The 17,145-nt window shown below is 65.7% G+C and carries 15 protein-coding genes; 10 read left to right on the top strand and 5 right to left on the bottom strand.

What is annotated here, in order from left to right:
• Positions 1-17: 17 nt before the first annotated feature.
• The 5 genes from M8A51_RS16655 to M8A51_RS16675 form a co-directional block, all read right to left on the bottom strand.
• A complete protein-coding gene (locus tag M8A51_RS16655) occupies positions 18-830 on the bottom strand; it encodes a peptidylprolyl isomerase (RefSeq protein ID WP_251779640.1) in 813 nt (270 codons plus the stop codon).
• An 88-nt stretch (positions 831-918) separates the two neighbouring features.
• On the bottom strand, positions 919-1,188 hold the full coding sequence (locus tag M8A51_RS16660; protein WP_251779641.1) for a BolA family protein: 270 nt from the start codon (positions 1,186-1,188) through the stop codon (positions 919-921).
• A 140-nt stretch (positions 1,189-1,328) separates the two neighbouring features.
• Positions 1,329-1,955, bottom strand: coding sequence for a septation protein A (locus M8A51_RS16665; protein WP_251779642.1), 627 nt, complete (start codon positions 1,953-1,955; stop codon positions 1,329-1,331).
• Positions 1,956-1,976: 21 nt separating this feature from the next.
• Positions 1,977-2,387, bottom strand: a complete 411-nt coding sequence (msrB, locus tag M8A51_RS16670; RefSeq protein WP_251779643.1) for a peptide-methionine (R)-S-oxide reductase MsrB — start codon at positions 2,385-2,387, stop codon at positions 1,977-1,979.
• On the bottom strand, positions 2,384-3,886 hold the full coding sequence (locus tag M8A51_RS16675; protein ID WP_251779644.1) for a protein adenylyltransferase SelO: 1,503 nt from the start codon (positions 3,884-3,886) through the stop codon (positions 2,384-2,386). The genes msrB and M8A51_RS16675 overlap by 4 nt, the downstream gene beginning before the upstream one ends.
• A 197-nt stretch (positions 3,887-4,083) precedes the next feature.
• Between M8A51_RS16675 and M8A51_RS16680 the strand changes: the two genes are divergently transcribed.
• The 10 genes from M8A51_RS16680 (at position 4,084) to M8A51_RS16725 (ending at position 17,097) form a co-directional block, all read left to right on the top strand.
• Positions 4,084-5,718 (top strand): 3-(methylthio)propionyl-CoA ligase, encoded by a 1,635-nt coding sequence (locus M8A51_RS16680; protein ID WP_280926090.1) that lies wholly within the window; start codon positions 4,084-4,086, stop codon positions 5,716-5,718.
• Positions 5,719-5,825: 107 nt separating this feature from the next.
• A complete protein-coding gene (locus M8A51_RS16685; RefSeq protein WP_251779645.1) occupies positions 5,826-7,064 on the top strand; it encodes a branched-chain amino acid ABC transporter substrate-binding protein in 1,239 nt (412 codons plus the stop codon).
• Positions 7,065-7,231: 167 nt separating this feature from the next.
• Entirely contained in the window at positions 7,232-8,266 is a 1,035-nt protein-coding gene (locus M8A51_RS16690) for a branched-chain amino acid ABC transporter permease (RefSeq protein ID WP_251779646.1), read from the top strand.
• A 15-nt stretch (positions 8,267-8,281) separates the two neighbouring features.
• On the top strand, positions 8,282-9,625 hold the full coding sequence (locus M8A51_RS16695) for a branched-chain amino acid ABC transporter permease (protein WP_251779647.1): 1,344 nt from the start codon (positions 8,282-8,284) through the stop codon (positions 9,623-9,625).
• Positions 9,622-10,404 carry an ABC transporter ATP-binding protein gene (locus M8A51_RS16700; protein WP_251779648.1) on the top strand — a complete coding sequence of 261 codons (783 nt, stop codon included), beginning with the start codon at positions 9,622-9,624 and terminating at the stop codon, positions 10,402-10,404. The genes M8A51_RS16695 and M8A51_RS16700 overlap by 4 nt, the downstream gene beginning before the upstream one ends.
• 14 nt (positions 10,405-10,418) lie before the next feature.
• The gene (locus tag M8A51_RS16705) at positions 10,419-11,114 is read left to right on the top strand and encodes an ABC transporter ATP-binding protein (RefSeq protein WP_251779649.1); all 696 of its coding nucleotides are present in this window, start codon (positions 10,419-10,421) and stop codon (positions 11,112-11,114) included.
• Positions 11,115-11,265: 151 nt separating this feature from the next.
• Positions 11,266-13,359, top strand: a complete 2,094-nt coding sequence (locus M8A51_RS16710; RefSeq protein ID WP_251779650.1) for a 3-hydroxyacyl-CoA dehydrogenase NAD-binding domain-containing protein — start codon at positions 11,266-11,268, stop codon at positions 13,357-13,359.
• A gap of 32 nt (positions 13,360-13,391) precedes the next feature.
• On the top strand, positions 13,392-13,991 hold the full coding sequence (locus M8A51_RS16715) for an HD domain-containing protein (protein WP_251779651.1): 600 nt from the start codon (positions 13,392-13,394) through the stop codon (positions 13,989-13,991).
• 18 nt (positions 13,992-14,009) lie between these two features.
• Positions 14,010-15,185: an acetyl-CoA C-acyltransferase gene (locus M8A51_RS16720; protein ID WP_251779652.1), complete on the top strand. Its 1,176-nt coding sequence runs from the start codon at positions 14,010-14,012 to the stop codon at positions 15,183-15,185.
• Positions 15,186-15,276: 91 nt separating this feature from the next.
• Positions 15,277-17,097 carry an acyl-CoA dehydrogenase gene (locus M8A51_RS16725; RefSeq protein ID WP_251779653.1) on the top strand — a complete coding sequence of 607 codons (1,821 nt, stop codon included), beginning with the start codon at positions 15,277-15,279 and terminating at the stop codon, positions 17,095-17,097.
• The last annotated feature ends 48 nt before the right edge of the window (positions 17,098-17,145 follow it).

Here is a 17,145-nt window from a genome sequence, read left to right on the forward strand (position 1 = left end):
CCGAGGCCCGAGCGGGCTTACTGCTGTTCGAACTTGTAGTCGGTCTTCGCGCTGTTGCGCAGGTCCTCGCGGAACTTGGCCATCTTCTGCTGGGCCAGCGCCTGCTCGATCTGGGGCTTCAGTTCCTCCATCGAGGGCAGCTGCGCGTCGCGTGTCTCTTCGAGCTTGATCACGTGGAAGCCGAACTGGGACTTGACCGGTTGCGGCGTAACCTGGCCCTTTTCGAGCTTGACCATTGCGTCGGAGAACTCGGGCACGTAGCGGTCGGCCGTCGACCAGTCGAGGTCGCCACCGTTCTTCGCAGAGCCGGGGTCCTTGGAGTTTTTCTTGGCCAGGTCTTCGAACTTCGCACCGCGCTTCAGGTCGGCGATCAGCTTCTTGGCCACGTCTTCCTTCTCGACCAGGATGTGGCGGGCGCGGTATTCCTTGCCGCTGGACTGGGCCTTGAACTCCTCGTACTTGGCCTGGATCTCGGCGTCGGTGACCGGGTTGTTCTTCTGGAAATCGGCGAACAACTCGCGGATCAGCAGCGCCTGGCGGGCCAGTTCCATCTGCTGCTTGTAGTTCTCGGAGGCCGGCAAGCCACGGCGCTCGGCTTCCTGCAGGAAGATTTCGCGCAGCACCACTTCGTCCTTCACCTGCCGCTCCAGATCCGGCGTGACCGGCTGGCCCTGGCGAGCGATCTGCGACTTGAGTGCTTCGGCTCGTTCCGTGGGCACCGGCTTGCCGTTGACGATCGCGATGTTCTGAGCGGAGGCGCCGAGCGGTGCCAGCAAAGCGGCGCTCAGGGTCAGGCTCAACGTGCCAAGGGCAAGAACGTTCTTCTTCATAAGGTGAAAGACCTCTGCAAAGGAAGGAGAGAAGAAGCGCAAACGCGAGGGGAAGGAACTCAGGCCGGCGGGTGCGCGGCGCGGTGCATCAGGAGGCTTCGTCGGGCGTTTGGGCTTGGATGGCAAGGGCGTGAATACCCTGGGGAATCAAGGAGCCGAGGGCATCATACACGAGGCGATGACGCGCCACGCGTGACAAACCGTGAAAGCGCTCGCTGACCAAACGGACGGTGAAATGCCGTCCTTCACGTGCGCCGGCATGGCCTGCATGCAGATGACTGTCATCCTGCACTTCGAGGCGCGAGAGCACCAATCGTTCCTTCAATGCTGCTTCAATTTGTTCGGCCGTCACGGGCATGTCGACGCTCCACTGCTTTCGCCAGGCGAGACCCGGGCCGGCATGCCTGCGCGCACGCCGAGCGATGCCGCGGATCCGGCTCCGCCGGGCCGCTGGCATCGCCCCTCGAGGGATGGCCGAAGGCCGTCGGGGTGGGCCATTCAGGACTGCTCCTCGTTCTTGAGGTGGCGGCTCAGATAGACCCCCTGGGCCACCATGAAGACCAGCATCAGACCCAGGCCGCCGAACAGCTTGAAGTTGACCCAGGTGGCGGTCGAGTAGGTGTAGGCCACATAGATGTTGAGCAGGCCCATCAGGCCGAAGAAGGCGATCCAGGCGAAGTTGAGCCGCTGCCAGACCGGGCCGGGCAGTTCGATCTGCGCGCCCATCAACGTCTGCAGCAGGTTTTTCTTGAAGATCACGTGGCTGACCCAGAATGCCGCGCCCATCACCCAGTACAGCACGCTCGGCTTCCACTTGATGAAGGTTTCACTGTGGAACCAGATCGTCGCGCCGCCGAGCACCGTCACCAGCGCCAGGCTGACCCACAGCATCTTGTCGACCTTGCGGCGGCGGGCCATCAGCCAGGCGATCTGGGCGGCGGTGGCGAGGATCACGACAACCGTGGCCAGCAGCACCGGTGCCTCCTTCGCGCCGACCACTCCGCCGGACACCATGAAGCCCAGCCAGTCGGTGGCCGTCGCCGCCGCCCAGTCGGGCTGCCCCTCGGCGTACTTGAACATGCCGAAGAACAGGATGATGGGCAGGAAGTCGAACAGGAGCTTCATCGTCAGTCAGTTAGGTGTCAGTTAGGTATCAGTTTTGCGGTCGGCGAAGTCTAACGCGGCCGAGTTGATGCAGAAGCGCTCGCCGGTCGGGGCCGGGCCGTCGTCGAACACATGGCCGAGGTGAGCGCCGCATTTCCTGCACTTCACCTCCACGCGCACCATGCCGTGGCTGTGGTCCATCTCGCGTTCGACGACCCCCTCGCGCAGCGGCTCGAAATAGCTCGGCCAGCCGCAGCCGGCGTCGAACTTGGTCGCCGAGTCGAACAGCGGTTCGCCGCAGCACACGCAGCGGTAAACGCCATCGGCAGTGTGGTCCCAGTACTTGCCGGTGAAGGCCCGCTCGGTGGCTGCGTGGCGCGTCACCTGGTACTGGGTCGCATCGAGTTGGCGGCGCCATTCCTCGTCGGTTTTCTTGACTTCGTAATCGCTCATGATGAACAGGACACCTCGATCGTCTGGGCCCATGTGGGCGGGAAGTCGGCATAGGCCGCGTGTTCGGGCTGCTCGTCGTAGGGGTGTTCCAGCACCGCCAGCAGCCGTCGCACTTCGTCGAAGTCCCCAGCCTGTGCCTTGCGAATGGCCACATCGGCCAGATGGTTACGCAACACGAACTTTGGATTGACCCGGTTCATGGCTGCAGCCCGCTCGCCGTCGCTGCGTGGCTCGTGCTGCAGGCGCTCGCGATAGCGCGTGCTCCAGGCGTCGAATCCCTGGCGGTCCACGAACAGATCGCGCAGCGCGCGGTTGTCGGCGCCAGGGGCCGACGAGAACCGCGCCAGCCGCCGGAAGGTGATGCTGTAGTCGGTGCGGTCCTGTGCCATCAGACGCAGCAGGTCGTCGACCAGTTCGCGGTCGCCCGGCTCTTCCAGGGCCAAGCCCAGTTTGGCGCGCATGCGGGATTCCAGCGCAGCCGGGAACGCCGTCTTGTACGGCTCGAGCGCCGCGAGGGCCGCATCGGCGTCGCCGATCAACGGCAGCAGGGCCTGGCCCAGCGCATGCAGATTCCACAGGCCGATGTTGGGCTGCCGGTTGTAGGCGTAGCGGCCATGGTGATCGGAATGGTTGCAGACGTGGTGGGGAACGAAGGCGTCGAGGAAACCGAACGGTCCGTAGTCGATCGTCAGCCCGAGGATGGACATGTTGTCGGTGTTCATCACGCCATGACAGAAGCCCACCGCCTGCCATTGCGCCATCAGGTCTGCGGTGCGGCGGGTCACCTCCTCGAGGAGCGCCGCATAAGGGTTGGTCGCGTCGCGGCAGGCGGGGAAGTGGCGATCGACCACCTCGTCGGCCAGTGCGCGCAGCTCGGCGTGCAGGTCGTGACGGCTGAAATGCTCGAAGTGGCCGAAGCGCACGAAGCTCGGCGCCAGTCGGGTGGTCACGGCAGCGGTCTCGACCTCCTCGCGCCGCACCGGCAGCGGCGAGTCGACCACGCACAGGGCACGGGTGGTGGGGATGCCCAGCGCATGCATGGCTTCCGAACACAGGAATTCACGTACCGACGAGCGCAGCACCGCGCGCCCGTCGCCCATGCGCGAATAGGGTGTCAGGCCGCTGCCCTTGAGCTGTATTTCCATGCCGGCATCAGGGCCGGTCTGCACTTCGCCCAGCAGCAACGCGCGCCCGTCGCCCAGCTGGCCGGCCCAGACGCCGAACTGGTGGCCGCTGTAAACAGTGGCCAGCGGTCGCATGCCGGGCCACAGCGCGTTGCCGCTGAAAACCTCCAGCGACTGCCAGCCGTCGCGTTCGAACCAATCCTGCGGCCAACCCAGTTCGCCTGCCGCCGAGCGACTGGTGGCAATCCACCGAGGCTGCGGCACGCCCTGGGGCGCCAGCTCCGTGTGGAACGCGGGGCCCAGGCCGGCATAGCGGTTGATCCAGCGCAAGGCGCCGGGCTCGTCCCTGGTGCGCGGCATCGATAGGGGGGTCATCGGCGGCAGTGTAGCGGTGGCCCCAATGCAGCACCGGGGCAGGGGGTGTGCCCGCTGCTGCGTTCACCGCACACCTCTGCCGCACGAGTCGCTGCGGCGACAGTTCCTCAGGGAAAACAGCATGCGCTGCACTGCAGCACGGTTCCTATCATCGGCGGCGAACGACCGATCTATTTTTGACTTTCGAGGAGATACGCATGCCGCGTCTGATGGGCCAGATGATGCAAATGCCGCTGATGATTTCGTCGCTGCTCGTCCATGCTGCACGGCACAACGGTGATGTCGAGATCGTCTCCAAGCGTGTCGAAGGCGATCTCCACCGCTACACCTATCGCGATGCCGAACTGCGTGCCCGCAAGCTGGCGCAGGCGCTCGCGAAGCTCGGCTGCGAGCCGGGCGACCGTGTCGGCACGCTGGCCTGGAACGGCTACCGGCACCTCGAGATCTATTACGGCGCCTCCGGCTCGGGCCTGGTGTGCCACACGATCAACCCGCGGCTGTTCCCCGAGCAGATCACCTGGATCGTCAACGATGCCGAGGACCAGGTGCTGTGCTTCGACCTCACCTTCCTGCCACTGGTCGAGAAGCTCGCGCCGCACCTGCACAGCGTCAAGCACTACGTGCTGATGACCGACCGCGCGCACATGCCGGCACAGACCGCGCTCGCCGACCTGAAGTGCTACGACGACCTGGTCGAGGCCGAGAACGGCGACTATGCCTGGCCCGAGTTCGACGAGAACACGGCATCGAGCATCTGCTACACCTCGGGAACCACCGGCCACCCGAAAGGGGCCGTGTACAGCCATCGCTCGACGCTGCTGCATGCTTACGCCTCGGCGCTGCCCGACGCGATGGACTGCTCAGCCAAGGACGTGATCCTGCCGGTGGTGCCGATGTTCCACGTCAACGCCTGGGGCTTGCCGTATTCGGGGGCGTTGGTCGGCGCGAAACTGGTGATGCCGGGCCCGCACCTGGACGGCAAGTCGCTCTATGAGCTGTTCGAGTCGGAAAAGGTGACGTTCAGCGCCGGCGTGCCGACCGTCTGGCTAGGGCTGCTGACCTACGTCAAGCAGAACAAGCTGAAGTTCAGCACGTTCAAGCGCACGGTGATCGGCGGCTCCGCCTGCCCGCCGGCGATGATCCGCACGCTCGAGGACGACTACCAGGTCAGCGTGATCCATGCCTGGGGCATGACCGAGATGTCGCCGCTCGGAACCTTGTCGAAGCTGAAGGCCAAGCACGTCGAGCTGCCGCGCGACGCGCAGCAGCACATCCTCGAGAAACAGGGCAAGGTGATATACGGGATGGACATGCAGATCACCGACGACGACGGCCGCGTGCTGCCGTGGGACGGCAAGACCTCCGGCAACCTGGTCGTGCGCGGGCCGTGGGTGATCCGGCAGTATTTCAAGCGTGACGACTCGCCCTTGCATGACGGCTGGTTCCCCACCGGCGACGTGGCGACCATCGACCCCGACGGCTACATGCAGATCACCGACCGGTCGAAGGACGTGATCAAGTCCGGCGGCGAGTGGATCAGCTCGATCGATCTCGAGAACATCGCCATGGCCCACCCGGCGGTGCACGAGGCGGCCGTGATCGCCTGCCGCCACCCGAAGTGGGACGAGCGGCCGCTGCTGGTCGTCGTGCCCAAGCCGGGCCAGCAGGTCGCGCGCGACGAACTGCTCGCGTTCTACGACGGCAAGATCGCCAAATGGCAGGTGCCCGATGATGTCGTGTTCGTCGAGGAAATTCCGCACACCGCCACGGGCAAGATCCAGAAGCTCAAGCTGCGCGAGCAGTTTGCGCAGCATGTGTTGCCCACATGCTGATGCGCTTGTCACTCGTGCGACAAGCGCTACGGGCATTCCCTCTCCGTCACCCCAAGCAACTTGGATAGCCTCACGGCATCGCGTTTTCATCTCCAGGAGACAAAGCCATGCACACCCGTCGAGCCCTCGTGAAAGCAACGGTCGCCACTGCCGCCGCGTTGTGCTGCGCCACGGTGTTCGCGCAGAAGGGCGAAACCGTCAAGATCGTCTGGATCGACCCGCTGTCCGGCCTGATGGCTCCCGTGGGCCAGAACCAGTTGCGCAGCTTCCAGTTCTTTGCCGAGAAGTTCAGCCAGAAGAACCCGGCCGGCGTGAAATTCGAAGTCGTCGGCATGGACAACAAGCTGAGCCCGACCGAGAGCTTGAATGCGTTGAAGGCCGCCATCGACCAGGGCGCGCGCTACATTGCCCAGGGCAACGGCTCGTCGGTGGCCGGCGCGCTGATCGATGCGGTCAACAAGCACAACGAGCGCAACCCCGGCAAGGAGGTGATCTTCCTGAACTACGCTGCCGTCGACCCCGACTTCACGAACAGCAAGTGCAGCTACTGGCACTTCCGCTTCGACGCCGACACCTCGATGAAGATGGAAGCGCTGACGACCTTCATGAAGGACCAGCCGGACATCAAGAAAGTCTACCTGCTCAACCAGAACTACTCGCACGGCCATCAGGTCGCCAAGTTCGCGAAGGAGAACCTGGCACGCAAGCGCAAGGACGTCCAGATCGTCGGCGAAGACCTGCACCCGCTGGCGCAAGTGCGTGACTTCGCTCCCTACATCTCGAAGATGAAGGCGGCGGGCGCCGACACCGTGATCACCGGCAACTGGGGCTCCGACCTCGCGCTGCTCGTGAAGGCGGCCAACGAAGGTGGCTTGAACGCGAAGTTCTACACCTACTACACCGGCGTCACCGGCACGCCGACGGCTCTGGGCCAGAGCAGTGCCGGCCGGGTGTTCCAGGTGGCCTACAACCACTACAACATGGGCGGCCAGATCCAGCAGTGGCAGCAGGAGTACAAGCAGAAGTTCAACGACGACTTCTACACCGGCGCCGTGGTGCACATCTTCAATGCGCTCGGTGAAGCGATGGCCAAGGCCAAGTCGACCGACCCGGTGAAGGTGGCGCCCGCGCTGGAAGGACTGAAGTTCAAGAGCTTCAACGGCGAGGTCGAGATGCGCAAGGCCGATCACCAGCTGCAGCAGCCGCTGTACCTGACGGTGTGGCAGAAGGCCGACGACCGCCATCCGTACGGCCCGGAGAACACCGGCATGACGCTGGCGCCGGTGAAGGAGTTCCCGTCCTACATCTCCAGCACGCCGACCAGCTGCCAGATGAAGCGGCCCTGACGAGACCACCCCTACGCGCTGCGCGCGCCCCTCGAGGGGCGACACCGGCGGACCGGCGCAGCCGGATCCGCGGTGTCCGCTGGGCCGGCGGGCGCGCGGACATCGATGGCGTGGATGAGTGCCGCCGTGCCGCGCAAACCGCGCGGCCCAACGAGTGAAAGTAGCGGATGGAGTTCTTCACCATCTCGATGCTGAACGGCGTGAGCTACGGGCTCCTGCTGTTCATGCTGAGTTCCGGCCTCACGCTGATCTTCAGCATGATGGGCGTGCTCAACTTCGCGCATGCGAGCTTCTACATGCTCGGTGCCTACATCGCCTATTCCATTGCCAAGCTGGTCGGCTTCTGGCCCGGGTTGGTGATCGCGCCGCTCGCGGTGGGGGTGCTCGGCGCGTTGTTCGAGCGCACCTGCTTGCGCAAGGTCCACAAGTACGGGCATGTGCCGGAGCTGCTGGTGACCTTCGGGCTGTCGTACGTGATCCTGGAGCTGGTGCAACTGGTGTGGGGTCGCACGGCGGTCGTGTTCCAGCCGCCGGAGGTGTTGCGCGGCTCCGCCTTCACGCTGGTGAGCCATTCGGTTGAAGGCCTGAGCCTGGAGTGGGGTCGCGCGCCGGCCGAACTGTGCCGCGCTGCCGAGGCAGCGGTGACGGTCATCTGCTCGCCGTTCCCGGCCACGCGGGGTTTCATGATGCTGGTGGCGGTGCTGATGCTGGCCGCGTTGTGGCTGTTGCTGACGCGCACCCGCATTGGCCTGGTGATCCAGGCCGCTCTGACCCACCCCGACATGGCCGAGGCGCTGGGCCACAACGTGCCGCGCGTATTCATGCTGGTGTTCGGCGCCGGCGCTGCGCTGGCCGGGCTGGCCGGCGTGATCGGCGGATCGACCTTCGTGACCGAACCCGCGATGGCGGCGACGGTCGGCTCGGTGATCTTCGTCGTCGTGGTGGTCGGAGGCATGGGGTCGCTGGCGGGGGCCTTCCTCGCCTCGCTGCTGATCGGCGTGATCCAGACCTTTGCGGTGTCGGTCGACTACTCCCTGCTCGGCATGTTCGGCTCGCTGGGCTGGAACGTCGGCGCCGACACGCCGGGGTACTCGGTGCTGTCGCTGTCGATCTCGCAGATCGCACCCATCCTGCCGTACCTGTTCCTGGTGCTGGTCCTGATCTTCCGGCCGAAGGGCCTGCTGGGCACCCGCGAGGGCTGAGGCGAGCCGAGAACCATGAAAGCTGACACTCTCGTTCAACAGGCGCCGGCCGGCGTCGGTGCGCAGGCCGCTGGCCCGGTCTATCACTTCAAGCCGCACAACGTCGGGCGCTGGCTCGTCTGGGGGCTGTTCGCGCTGGTGCTGATCGTTGCGCCGCTGCTGTTCACCAGCGGGCTGTCGCGCTCGATGCTGACGCAGATGGGCATCGCGATCGTCGCCTGCCTGTCCTACAACATGCTGCTCGGGCAGGGCGGCATGCTGAGCTTCGGCCACGCGGTGTACACCGGCCTGGGCTCCTACGTGGCGATCCATGCGCTCAATGCCGCGGCCGGCGGCACCATGCCCACCCCGGCCAGCCTGATCCCGCTGGTCGGCGGGCTGGCCGGCATGTTCTTCGCGATCGTGCTCGGGTTCGTGACAACCAAGAAGGCCGGCACGCCGTTCGCGATGATCACGCTGGGCATCGGCGAGCTGGTGTTCGCGATGTCGCTGATGCTGCCGGAGTTCTTCGGCGGCGAGGCCGGCGTGTCGGGCGACCGCGTGGTCGGCTCGCCGGTGCTGGGCATCAGCTTCGGGCCGCAGATTCAGGTGTACTACCTGATCGCGCTGTACACCTTCGTGTGCACCGCGGCGATGTATGCCTTCACGCGCACGCCGCTGGGGCGCATGCTCAACGCGGTGCGCGACAACGCAGAGCGCGTCGAGTTCATCGGCTACAGCACCCAGCGCGTGCGCTATTTCGCGTTCATCATCGCGGGCTTCTTCGCCGGGATCGCCGGCGGGCTGTACGTGCTGAACTTCGAGATCGTCACCGCCGAGGTGGTCGGCGCGGGGCGTTCGGGCGCCTACCTGCTGTTCACCTTCCTCGGCGGCGCGACCTTCTTCTTCGGCCCCATCATCGGCGGCATCCTGATGGTGATCGCTTTCGTGCTGTTGTCCGAGTTCACGATGGCCTGGCTGCTGTACCTGGGGCTGATCTTCCTGTTCATGGTGATGTATGCGCCTGGCGGCATCGCGAGCCTGATCATGATGAACCTGCGCGTGGCCGCCTACGGCAAGCTGCGCAAGCTGTGGACGGCCTACCTGGCGCTGGGTGGCACGGTGCTCGTGCTGCTGACCGGTGCCGCGGCGATGATCGAGATGGTCTACCACATGCAGCTCGGCGCCGCGCTGGGCCCCAAGCTGCGCTTCCTCGGCGCCACGCTGGACACCGGCGCGCTGGACAGCTGGTTCGGTGCCGGCTTCGTGCTGCTGACCGGCCTGGCGCTGTTCGAGGTGGCGCGCCGCGAATTCGTGCGGCAGTGGGACGCCGTGCAGGAAGAGATCGAGCACGAGATACGCCGGAGGGAGGCGCTGTGAACAGTCCGTACGCACTGGAGCTCAAGGACGTCCGCAAGAGCTTCGGCAAGACCGAGATCATCCGCGGCGCCAGTTTGGCCGTGAAGCCCGGTGAGCGCGTGGCCATCATCGGGCCCAATGGCGCCGGCAAGTCCACGCTGTTCCATCTGGTCAGTGGCCGTTTCGGCCTCACCAGCGGCGAAATCCTGCTCAACGGCGAACGCATCGACGGGCAGGCGCCGTACGAGATCTACCGCCGCGGCCTGGCGCGCAGCTTCCAGGTTTCCAACCTCTTCAATCGGCTGTCGGTCTTCGAGAACATCCGCTGCGCCGTGTTGTGGACGATGGGCTACCGCTATGCGTTCTGGAAGTTCCTGGCGGCCCTGGACGACGCCAATGACCGTGCCGAGGAAGTGCTCGAGATGATCAAGCTCGACAAGAAGCGCGACGTGCTGGCGATGAACCTGACCTACGCCGAGCAACGAGCGCTCGAGATCGGCATCACCATCGCCGGCGGCGGCAACGTGATCCTGCTCGACGAGCCGACCGCCGGCATGAGCAAGTCCGAGACCAAGCGCTTCATCCAGCTGATCCGCGAAGTGACCGAAGGCAGGACCCTGCTGACGGTCGAGCACGACATGGGCGTGGTGTTCGGCCTGGCCGACAAGATCGCGGTGCTGGTCTACGGCGAAGTGATCGCCTTCGACACGCCGGAGGCCGTGCGCGCCAACCCGCGCGTGCAGGAGGCCTATCTCGGCTCGGTGCTGGCCGAACAGCAGGCCGCGACGGCGGAACACTGAGGCTTTCGATCGCTATGCTGCACCTCGACAACCTGCATGCCTTCTACGGCAAGAGTCACGTCCTCCACGGTGTTTCGATGGACGTGAAGCCGGGCGAGATCGTCAGCCTGCTCGGGCGCAACGGCTCGGGACGCTCGACCACCGTCAAGACCATCATGGGCCTGGTGGACGGGCATGGCTCGGTCAAGTGGAAGGACGAGGAAATCCTCGGCCACCATGCCTTCGACATCGCCCACCGGGGCATCGGCTACGTGCCCGAGAACCGCGACATCTTCCCCAAGCTCACGGTGCACCAGAACCTGATGCTGGGCGAGAAGCGCAAGGGCCGGGCCGGGCGCTGGAGCTACTCGGACATGTACGAGATGTTTCCCCGGCTGAAAGAGCGGCAGCACACCGAAGCGGGCGTGCTGTCCGGCGGCGAGCAACAGATGCTCACCTTGTGCCGCACCCTGATGGGCGACCCGGACCTCATCATGATCGACGAGCCGACCGAGGGCCTGGCGCCCAAGATCGTCGAGCAGGTGGCCGAATACCTGAAGGAGCTGAGGAAGCGCGGCGTCAGCGTGCTGCTGGTCGAGCAGAAGCTGACCATCGCGCTGCAGATCTCCGAGCGTTGCTACGTGATGGGGCATGGCCGCATCGTGTTCGAAGGGGCGCCTGACGAGTTGCGCGGCAACGCCTATATTCGCAAGGAGTGGCTGGAAGTCTGAGAATGCCGATGCGCTGTGCCCCCCACCGTCTTGCACAGCGAAATCGACGCGACGAGCACTTCCGACTTTTGTCACGCCGGCGACAGGATGCCGGCGTTTTTGTTTCTTAGAATCGAACGATCGTTCTATTTTGTCTTTCGGGAGCCAACGGATGAGTGCCAGTTATGAGCTCCACGGCAGCGTGGCCGTGATCACCCTCAACAACCCGCCAGTCAACGGCCTGGGGTACGAGACCCGCAAGGGCATCACCGACGGCCTGAACAAGGCCGAGGACGACGCGAACGTCAAGGCCGTCGTCATCACCGGCGCCGGCAAGGCGTTCTCGGGCGGCGCGGATATCCGCGAGTTCGGCTCGCCCAAGGCGCTGCAGGAGCCCAACCTGCTGAGTGTCATCAAGACGGTTGAGGATTGCAGCAAGCCGGTGGTGGCGGCCATCCACTCGGTGTGCATGGGCGGCGGTCTGGAACTGGCGCTCGGCTGCCACTACCGCGTGGCGGCCAGCGGCACGCAGGTGGCACTGCCGGAAGTGAAGATCGGCCTGGTGCCCGGCGCGGGCGGCACGCAGCGCCTGCCGCGCGTGATCGGCGTCGAGAACGCGCTGAACATGATCGTCAGCGGTGACCCGGTCAAGAGCGAGTTGCTGGCGGCGATTCCCGGCCAGACGCTGTTCAGCAAGATCGTCGACGGCGACGTGGTGGCCGCTGCGGTCGCATTCGCGAACGAGGTGGCCGATCAGCGTCCGCTGCCGCTGGTGCGCAAGCTGAAGGCCGAGCACCCGAACCCCGACGGTTACTTCCAGTTTGCCCGCAACACCGTCAAGGCGGTGGCGAAGAACTTCCCGGCGCCGGCCAAGTGCGTCGATGCGGTCGAGGCGGCGCTGAAGAAGAAATTCGACGACGGCATGGCGTTCGAGCGCGAGCAGTTCGTGGCCCTGATGATGACGCCCGAGTGCAAGGCGCTGCGCCACGCCTTTTTCGCCGAGCGCGCGGCGAGCAAGATCCCCGACGTGCCGGAAGACACGCCGGTGCGGGCCATCAACAAGGTCGCGGTGATCGGCGCCGGGACGATGGGCGGCGGCATCAGCATGAATTTCCTGAACGCCGGCATCCCGGTGGTCATGCTGGAAATGAAGCAGGAGGCGCTGGACCGCGGCATCGGCGTGATGCGCAAGAACTACGAGGCGCAGGTCAAGAAAGGCAAGCTGAAGCAGGACAAGCTCGAGCAGCGCATGGGACTGTTGTCCAGCACGCTGAGCTACGACGAGATCAAGGATGCGGACCTCGTGATCGAGGCGGTGTTCGAGGACATCGGCGTCAAGGAGCAGGTGTTCAAGACGCTCGACGAGGTGATGAAGCCGGGAGCGATCCTCGCGTCCAACACCTCGACGCTCGACGTCAACAAGATCGCAAGCTTCACCAGACGCCCGCAAGACGTGATCGGCATGCACTTCTTCAGCCCGGCCAACGTGATGAAGCTGCTGGAGGTGATTCGCGGCGAGAAGACCGCCAAGGACGTGCTGGCCACCGTGATGCAGCTCGCCAAGAAGATCAAGAAGACCGCGGTCGTCTCCGGTGTGTGCGACGGCTTCATCGGCAACCGCATGATCGAGCAGTACAGCCGCCAGGCCGGCTTCCTGCTGGAAGAGGGTTGTACGCCCGAGCAGGTCGACCGCGCGATCGAGAAATTCGGCTTCGCCATGGGTCCGTTCCGCATGGGCGACCTGGCCGGCAACGATGTCGGCTGGTACATCCGCAAGCGCCGCTACATCGAAAAGCCGAACATGCGCTACAGCAAGACCGCCGACCTGCTGTGCGAGATGGGGCGCTTCGGCCAGAAGACCGGTGCCGGCTGGTACGACTACAAGGCCGGCAAGCGCGACGCCATCGCCTCGCCGGTGGTGAACGAGATGATCGAGAAGCACCGCGCCGAACTCGGCGTCTCGCCACGCAAGATCAGCGACGACGAGATCGTCGGGCGGCTGGTCTACGCGCTGGTCAACGAGGGCGCCAAGATCCTGGAAGAGGGCATCGCGCTGCGGGCCTCCGACATCGACATGGTGTATCTCACCGGCTACGGCTTCCCGCTGTGGCGCGGCGGCCCCATGTGCTACGCCGACACCATGGGTCTGTTCAACGTGGTGCAGTCGATGCGACGTTTTGCCAGGAACCCGCTCGACGACGCCACCTTCTGGCAGCCGGCGCCGCTGCTGGCCAGGCTGGCCGAAGAGGGCAAGACCTTCAGCTGACCGACCCGAGATCGACACACCGGAGACCCACCATGAGCGAACGCGCCACCTTCACCCGCATGCAGGACAGCACGCGCGAGGACTGGAAGCTCATCTCCGGCGAGTTCATGGGCTTCGCGAAACATCTGCCCGAGCGGGTGCTGGCGCACTTGAAGGTGCTCGAGGGCGACTACGGCGGCTTCCCGGTGGACCGCTACACCCATTCGTTGCAGACGGCTACCCGCGCCTTGCGCGACGGGCGCGGCGACGAGTACGTGGTGTGTGCGCTGCTGCACGACATCGGCGACACACTGGGTTCGTACAACCACCCCGACATCGCCGCGGCCGTCCTCAAGCCCTTCGTCAGCGAACAGAACCTCTGGATGGTGCAGCACCACGGCATCTTCCAGGGCTACTACTTCTTTCACCACATCGGCATGAACCGCGACATGCGCGAGCAGTTCCGCTCGCACCCGTGGTTCGATGCCACCGCCGAGTTCTGCGAGCTCTACGACAACCCGGCCTTCGACGCGAAGGCCGAAACCTTGCCGATCGCCGAGTTCGAGCCGCTGGTGCGCCGCGTCTTCGCGCAGCCCCGCAACACCATCTACAAGGCCGCCGTCGACCAGAACGCGTCGCGGCCGGCGCATTGATTTCCAGGAGAACCTGTCATGACCGACGCCGTCATCGTTTCCACCGCCCGCACGCCGCTCGCCAAATCGTGGAAGGGCGCATTCAACATGACCCATGGCGCCACGCTGGGCGGCCATGTGGTCAAGGCCGCCATCGAACGGGCCGGCATCGACGGCGCGGAAGTCGAGGACGTGCTGATGGGCTGTGCCACGCCCGAGGGCGCGACCGGCAGCAACATCGCGCGCCAGATCGCCCTGCGCGCCGGCCTGCCGGTGACGGTCAGCGGCGCCACCGTCAACCGTTTCTGCTCCAGCGGTCTACAGACCATCGCGATGGCCGCGCAGCGCGTCATCGCCGGCGAGGGTGACGTCTATGTCGCCGGCGGCGTGGAGAGCATCTCGTGCGTACAGAACGAGGCCAACAGCCACATGATCCGCGAGGCCTGGCTGATGCAGCACAAGCCCGAGATCTACTGGAGCATGCTGCAGACCGCCGAGCAGGTGGCCAAGCGCTACAACATCTCGCGCGAGCGCATGGACCAGTATGGCGCTGCCAGCCAGCAGAAGGCGTGCGCTGCACAAGAGGCCGGCAAGTTCAACGATGAAATGGTGCCGATCACCGTGACCGCCGGCGTTGCCGACCCGGTGATGGGCATGCGTACGAAAGACGTGACCGTGACCCAGGACGAAGGCCTGCGCCCCGGCACGACGTACGAGGCGGTGTCGGGCATCCGCTCGGCGCTGCCCGGCGGGGTGGTTGCGGCGGGCAATGCGAGCCAGTTCTCGGACGGCGCCGGCGCCTGTGTCGTCATGAACGCCACGTTGGCCGAGCAGCGCGGCTTGAAGCCGCTGGGTCGCTTCCTCGGCTTCGCGGTGGCCGGCTGCGAGCCCGACGAAATGGGCATCGGTCCGGTGTACGCAGTGCCCAAGGTGCTCAAACGGCTGGGGCTGAAGGTCGAGGACATCGATTTGTGGGAGCTGAACGAGGCGTTTGCGGTGCAGGTGCTGTACTGCGCCGACACGCTGGGCATCCCGATGGACCGGCTCAATGTGAACGGCGGCGCGATCGCGGTGGGCCATCCGTACGGCGTCAGCGGCCAGCGCCTGACCGGTCATGCGCTGATCGAAGGCAAGCGCCGTGGCGCCAAACGCGTGTGCGTGACGATGTGCATCGGCGGCGGCATGGGCGCCGCGGGCGTGTTCGAGGTGCTTTGACCGGGACAGGGCGGGCCTGAAGCCCGTCCACCCACTTCACGCCAGACAGATCGACCGGCGGGCCCTGAGCCCGCCCCATGGACACCGGATCATGCGCGCCACCCTCGACTTCCTGCTCAACGACTGGCTCGACGTGGAGGCGTTGACGCAGCGGCCGCGTTTCGCCGACCACTCGCGCGAGACCTTCGACTCGGTGCTCGACACCTGCGAGCGCATCGCACGCGAGAAGTTTGCGCCGTTCAATCGCCTGACCGACACCGAAGAGCCCCGCTTCGACGGCAAGCGCGTGCACCTGCCCGAGGCCACGCATGCCGCGATGCAGGCCTACGTCGCATCCGGCATGCTGGCCGCGTCGCAGGACTACGAACTCGGGGGCATGCAGTTGCCCTGCGTGGTCGAGATGGGCGCGCGCAGCTTTTTCTCGGCGGCCAGTGTCGCGATGGGCGGCTACGCCATGTTGACGCAAGGCAACGCCCACTTGCTGATGGCGCATGGCACGGCGGTGCAGAAGGAGGTGTTCGCGAAGAACGAGCTCGCCGGCCGCTGGTTCGGCACGATGTGCCTCAGCGAACCGCAAGCGGGGTCGAGCCTGTCGGACGTGGCCACGCGGGCGACCCCCGACGGCGACGGGTACGCCGACGATCCGCTCGGGCCGCGCTACCGGCTCAAGGGCAACAAGATGTGGATCTCGGCCGGCGAACACGAGTTGACCGAGAACATCGTGCACCTGGTGCTCGCGAAGATTCCCGGCCCGGACGGCAAGACCATTCCCGGCGTGAGGGGCATCTCGCTGTTCATCGTGCCGAAGAAGCTGGCCGACACGGAGGGCCGGCTCACCGGCGAGCGCAACGACGTCGCGCTCGCCGGCCTCAACCACAAGCTGGGCTACCGCGGCACCACCAACACGCTGTTGAACTTCGGCGAAGGCCGGTTCCCGGTGCGCGGGCAGGCGGGCGCCATCGGCTATCTCGTCGGCGAGCCCGGCAAGGGCCTGGCCTGCATGTTCCACATGATGAACGAGGCACGCATCGGCGTCGGGCTGGGGGCGACGATGCTGGGCTACGCCGGCTATCTGGCATCGCTCGAATACGCCAGGCAGCGCCCGCAGGGCCGGCCGGTCGGCCCCGGTGGCAAAGATGCCGCGCAGCCGCAGGTGGCGATCATCGAGCACGCCGACGTGAAGCGCATGCTGCTGGCGCAGAAGGCGTACTGCGAGGGTGCCTTGGCGCTCGAGCTGTACTGCGCCCGCCTGGTCGACGAGCAGCACACCGCGGCCGGTGAGACCTCGGCCGAAGCGGCCTTGCTGCTCGAGGTACTGACGCCGATTGCGAAGAGCTGGCCCAGCGAGTGGTGCCTGGAGGCCAACAGCCTGGCGATCCAGGTGCACGGCGGCTATGGCTACACCCGCGACTTTCCGGTCGAGCAGTACTGGCGTGACAACCGGCTGAACATGATCCACGAGGGCACGCACGGCATACAAGGCCTCGACCTGCTGGGCCGCAAGGTCGTGATGGACGGCGGCAAGGGACTGGCGCTGCTGGCCGACCGTGTCAACCGGACGATCGAGGGCGCCATGCAGCACCCTGAGCTGGCCGAACACGCGAATGCGCTGGCGCAAGCATTGGCCCACGTGGGGCGGGCGACGAAGGCGGCCTGGGCCACCGGCCACCCGGCCGACGCGCTGGCCAACGCCACGCCTTACCTGCAGGCTTTCGGCCACACGGTGCTTGCATGGATCTGGTTGGAAGTGGGCTTGTGCGCGGCACAACGCGAGGCGAGCGACTTCACGCGCGGCAAGCTGGCGGCGGCGGCCTATTTCTTTCGCTACGAGTTGCCGAAGATCGGGCCCTGGCTGGCGGTCGTCGAAGCCCGTGACACGACCTGCCGCGAGATGCAGGAGGCGTGGTTCTGACGGTCCACCCCTACGCGCTTCGCGGCCTTGCAGGCCGCGCCGTGCCAG

It is taken from the genome of Caldimonas mangrovi, from assembly GCF_023721835.1.
GTDB lineage: Bacteria > Pseudomonadota > Gammaproteobacteria > Burkholderiales > Burkholderiaceae_C > Caldimonas > Caldimonas mangrovi.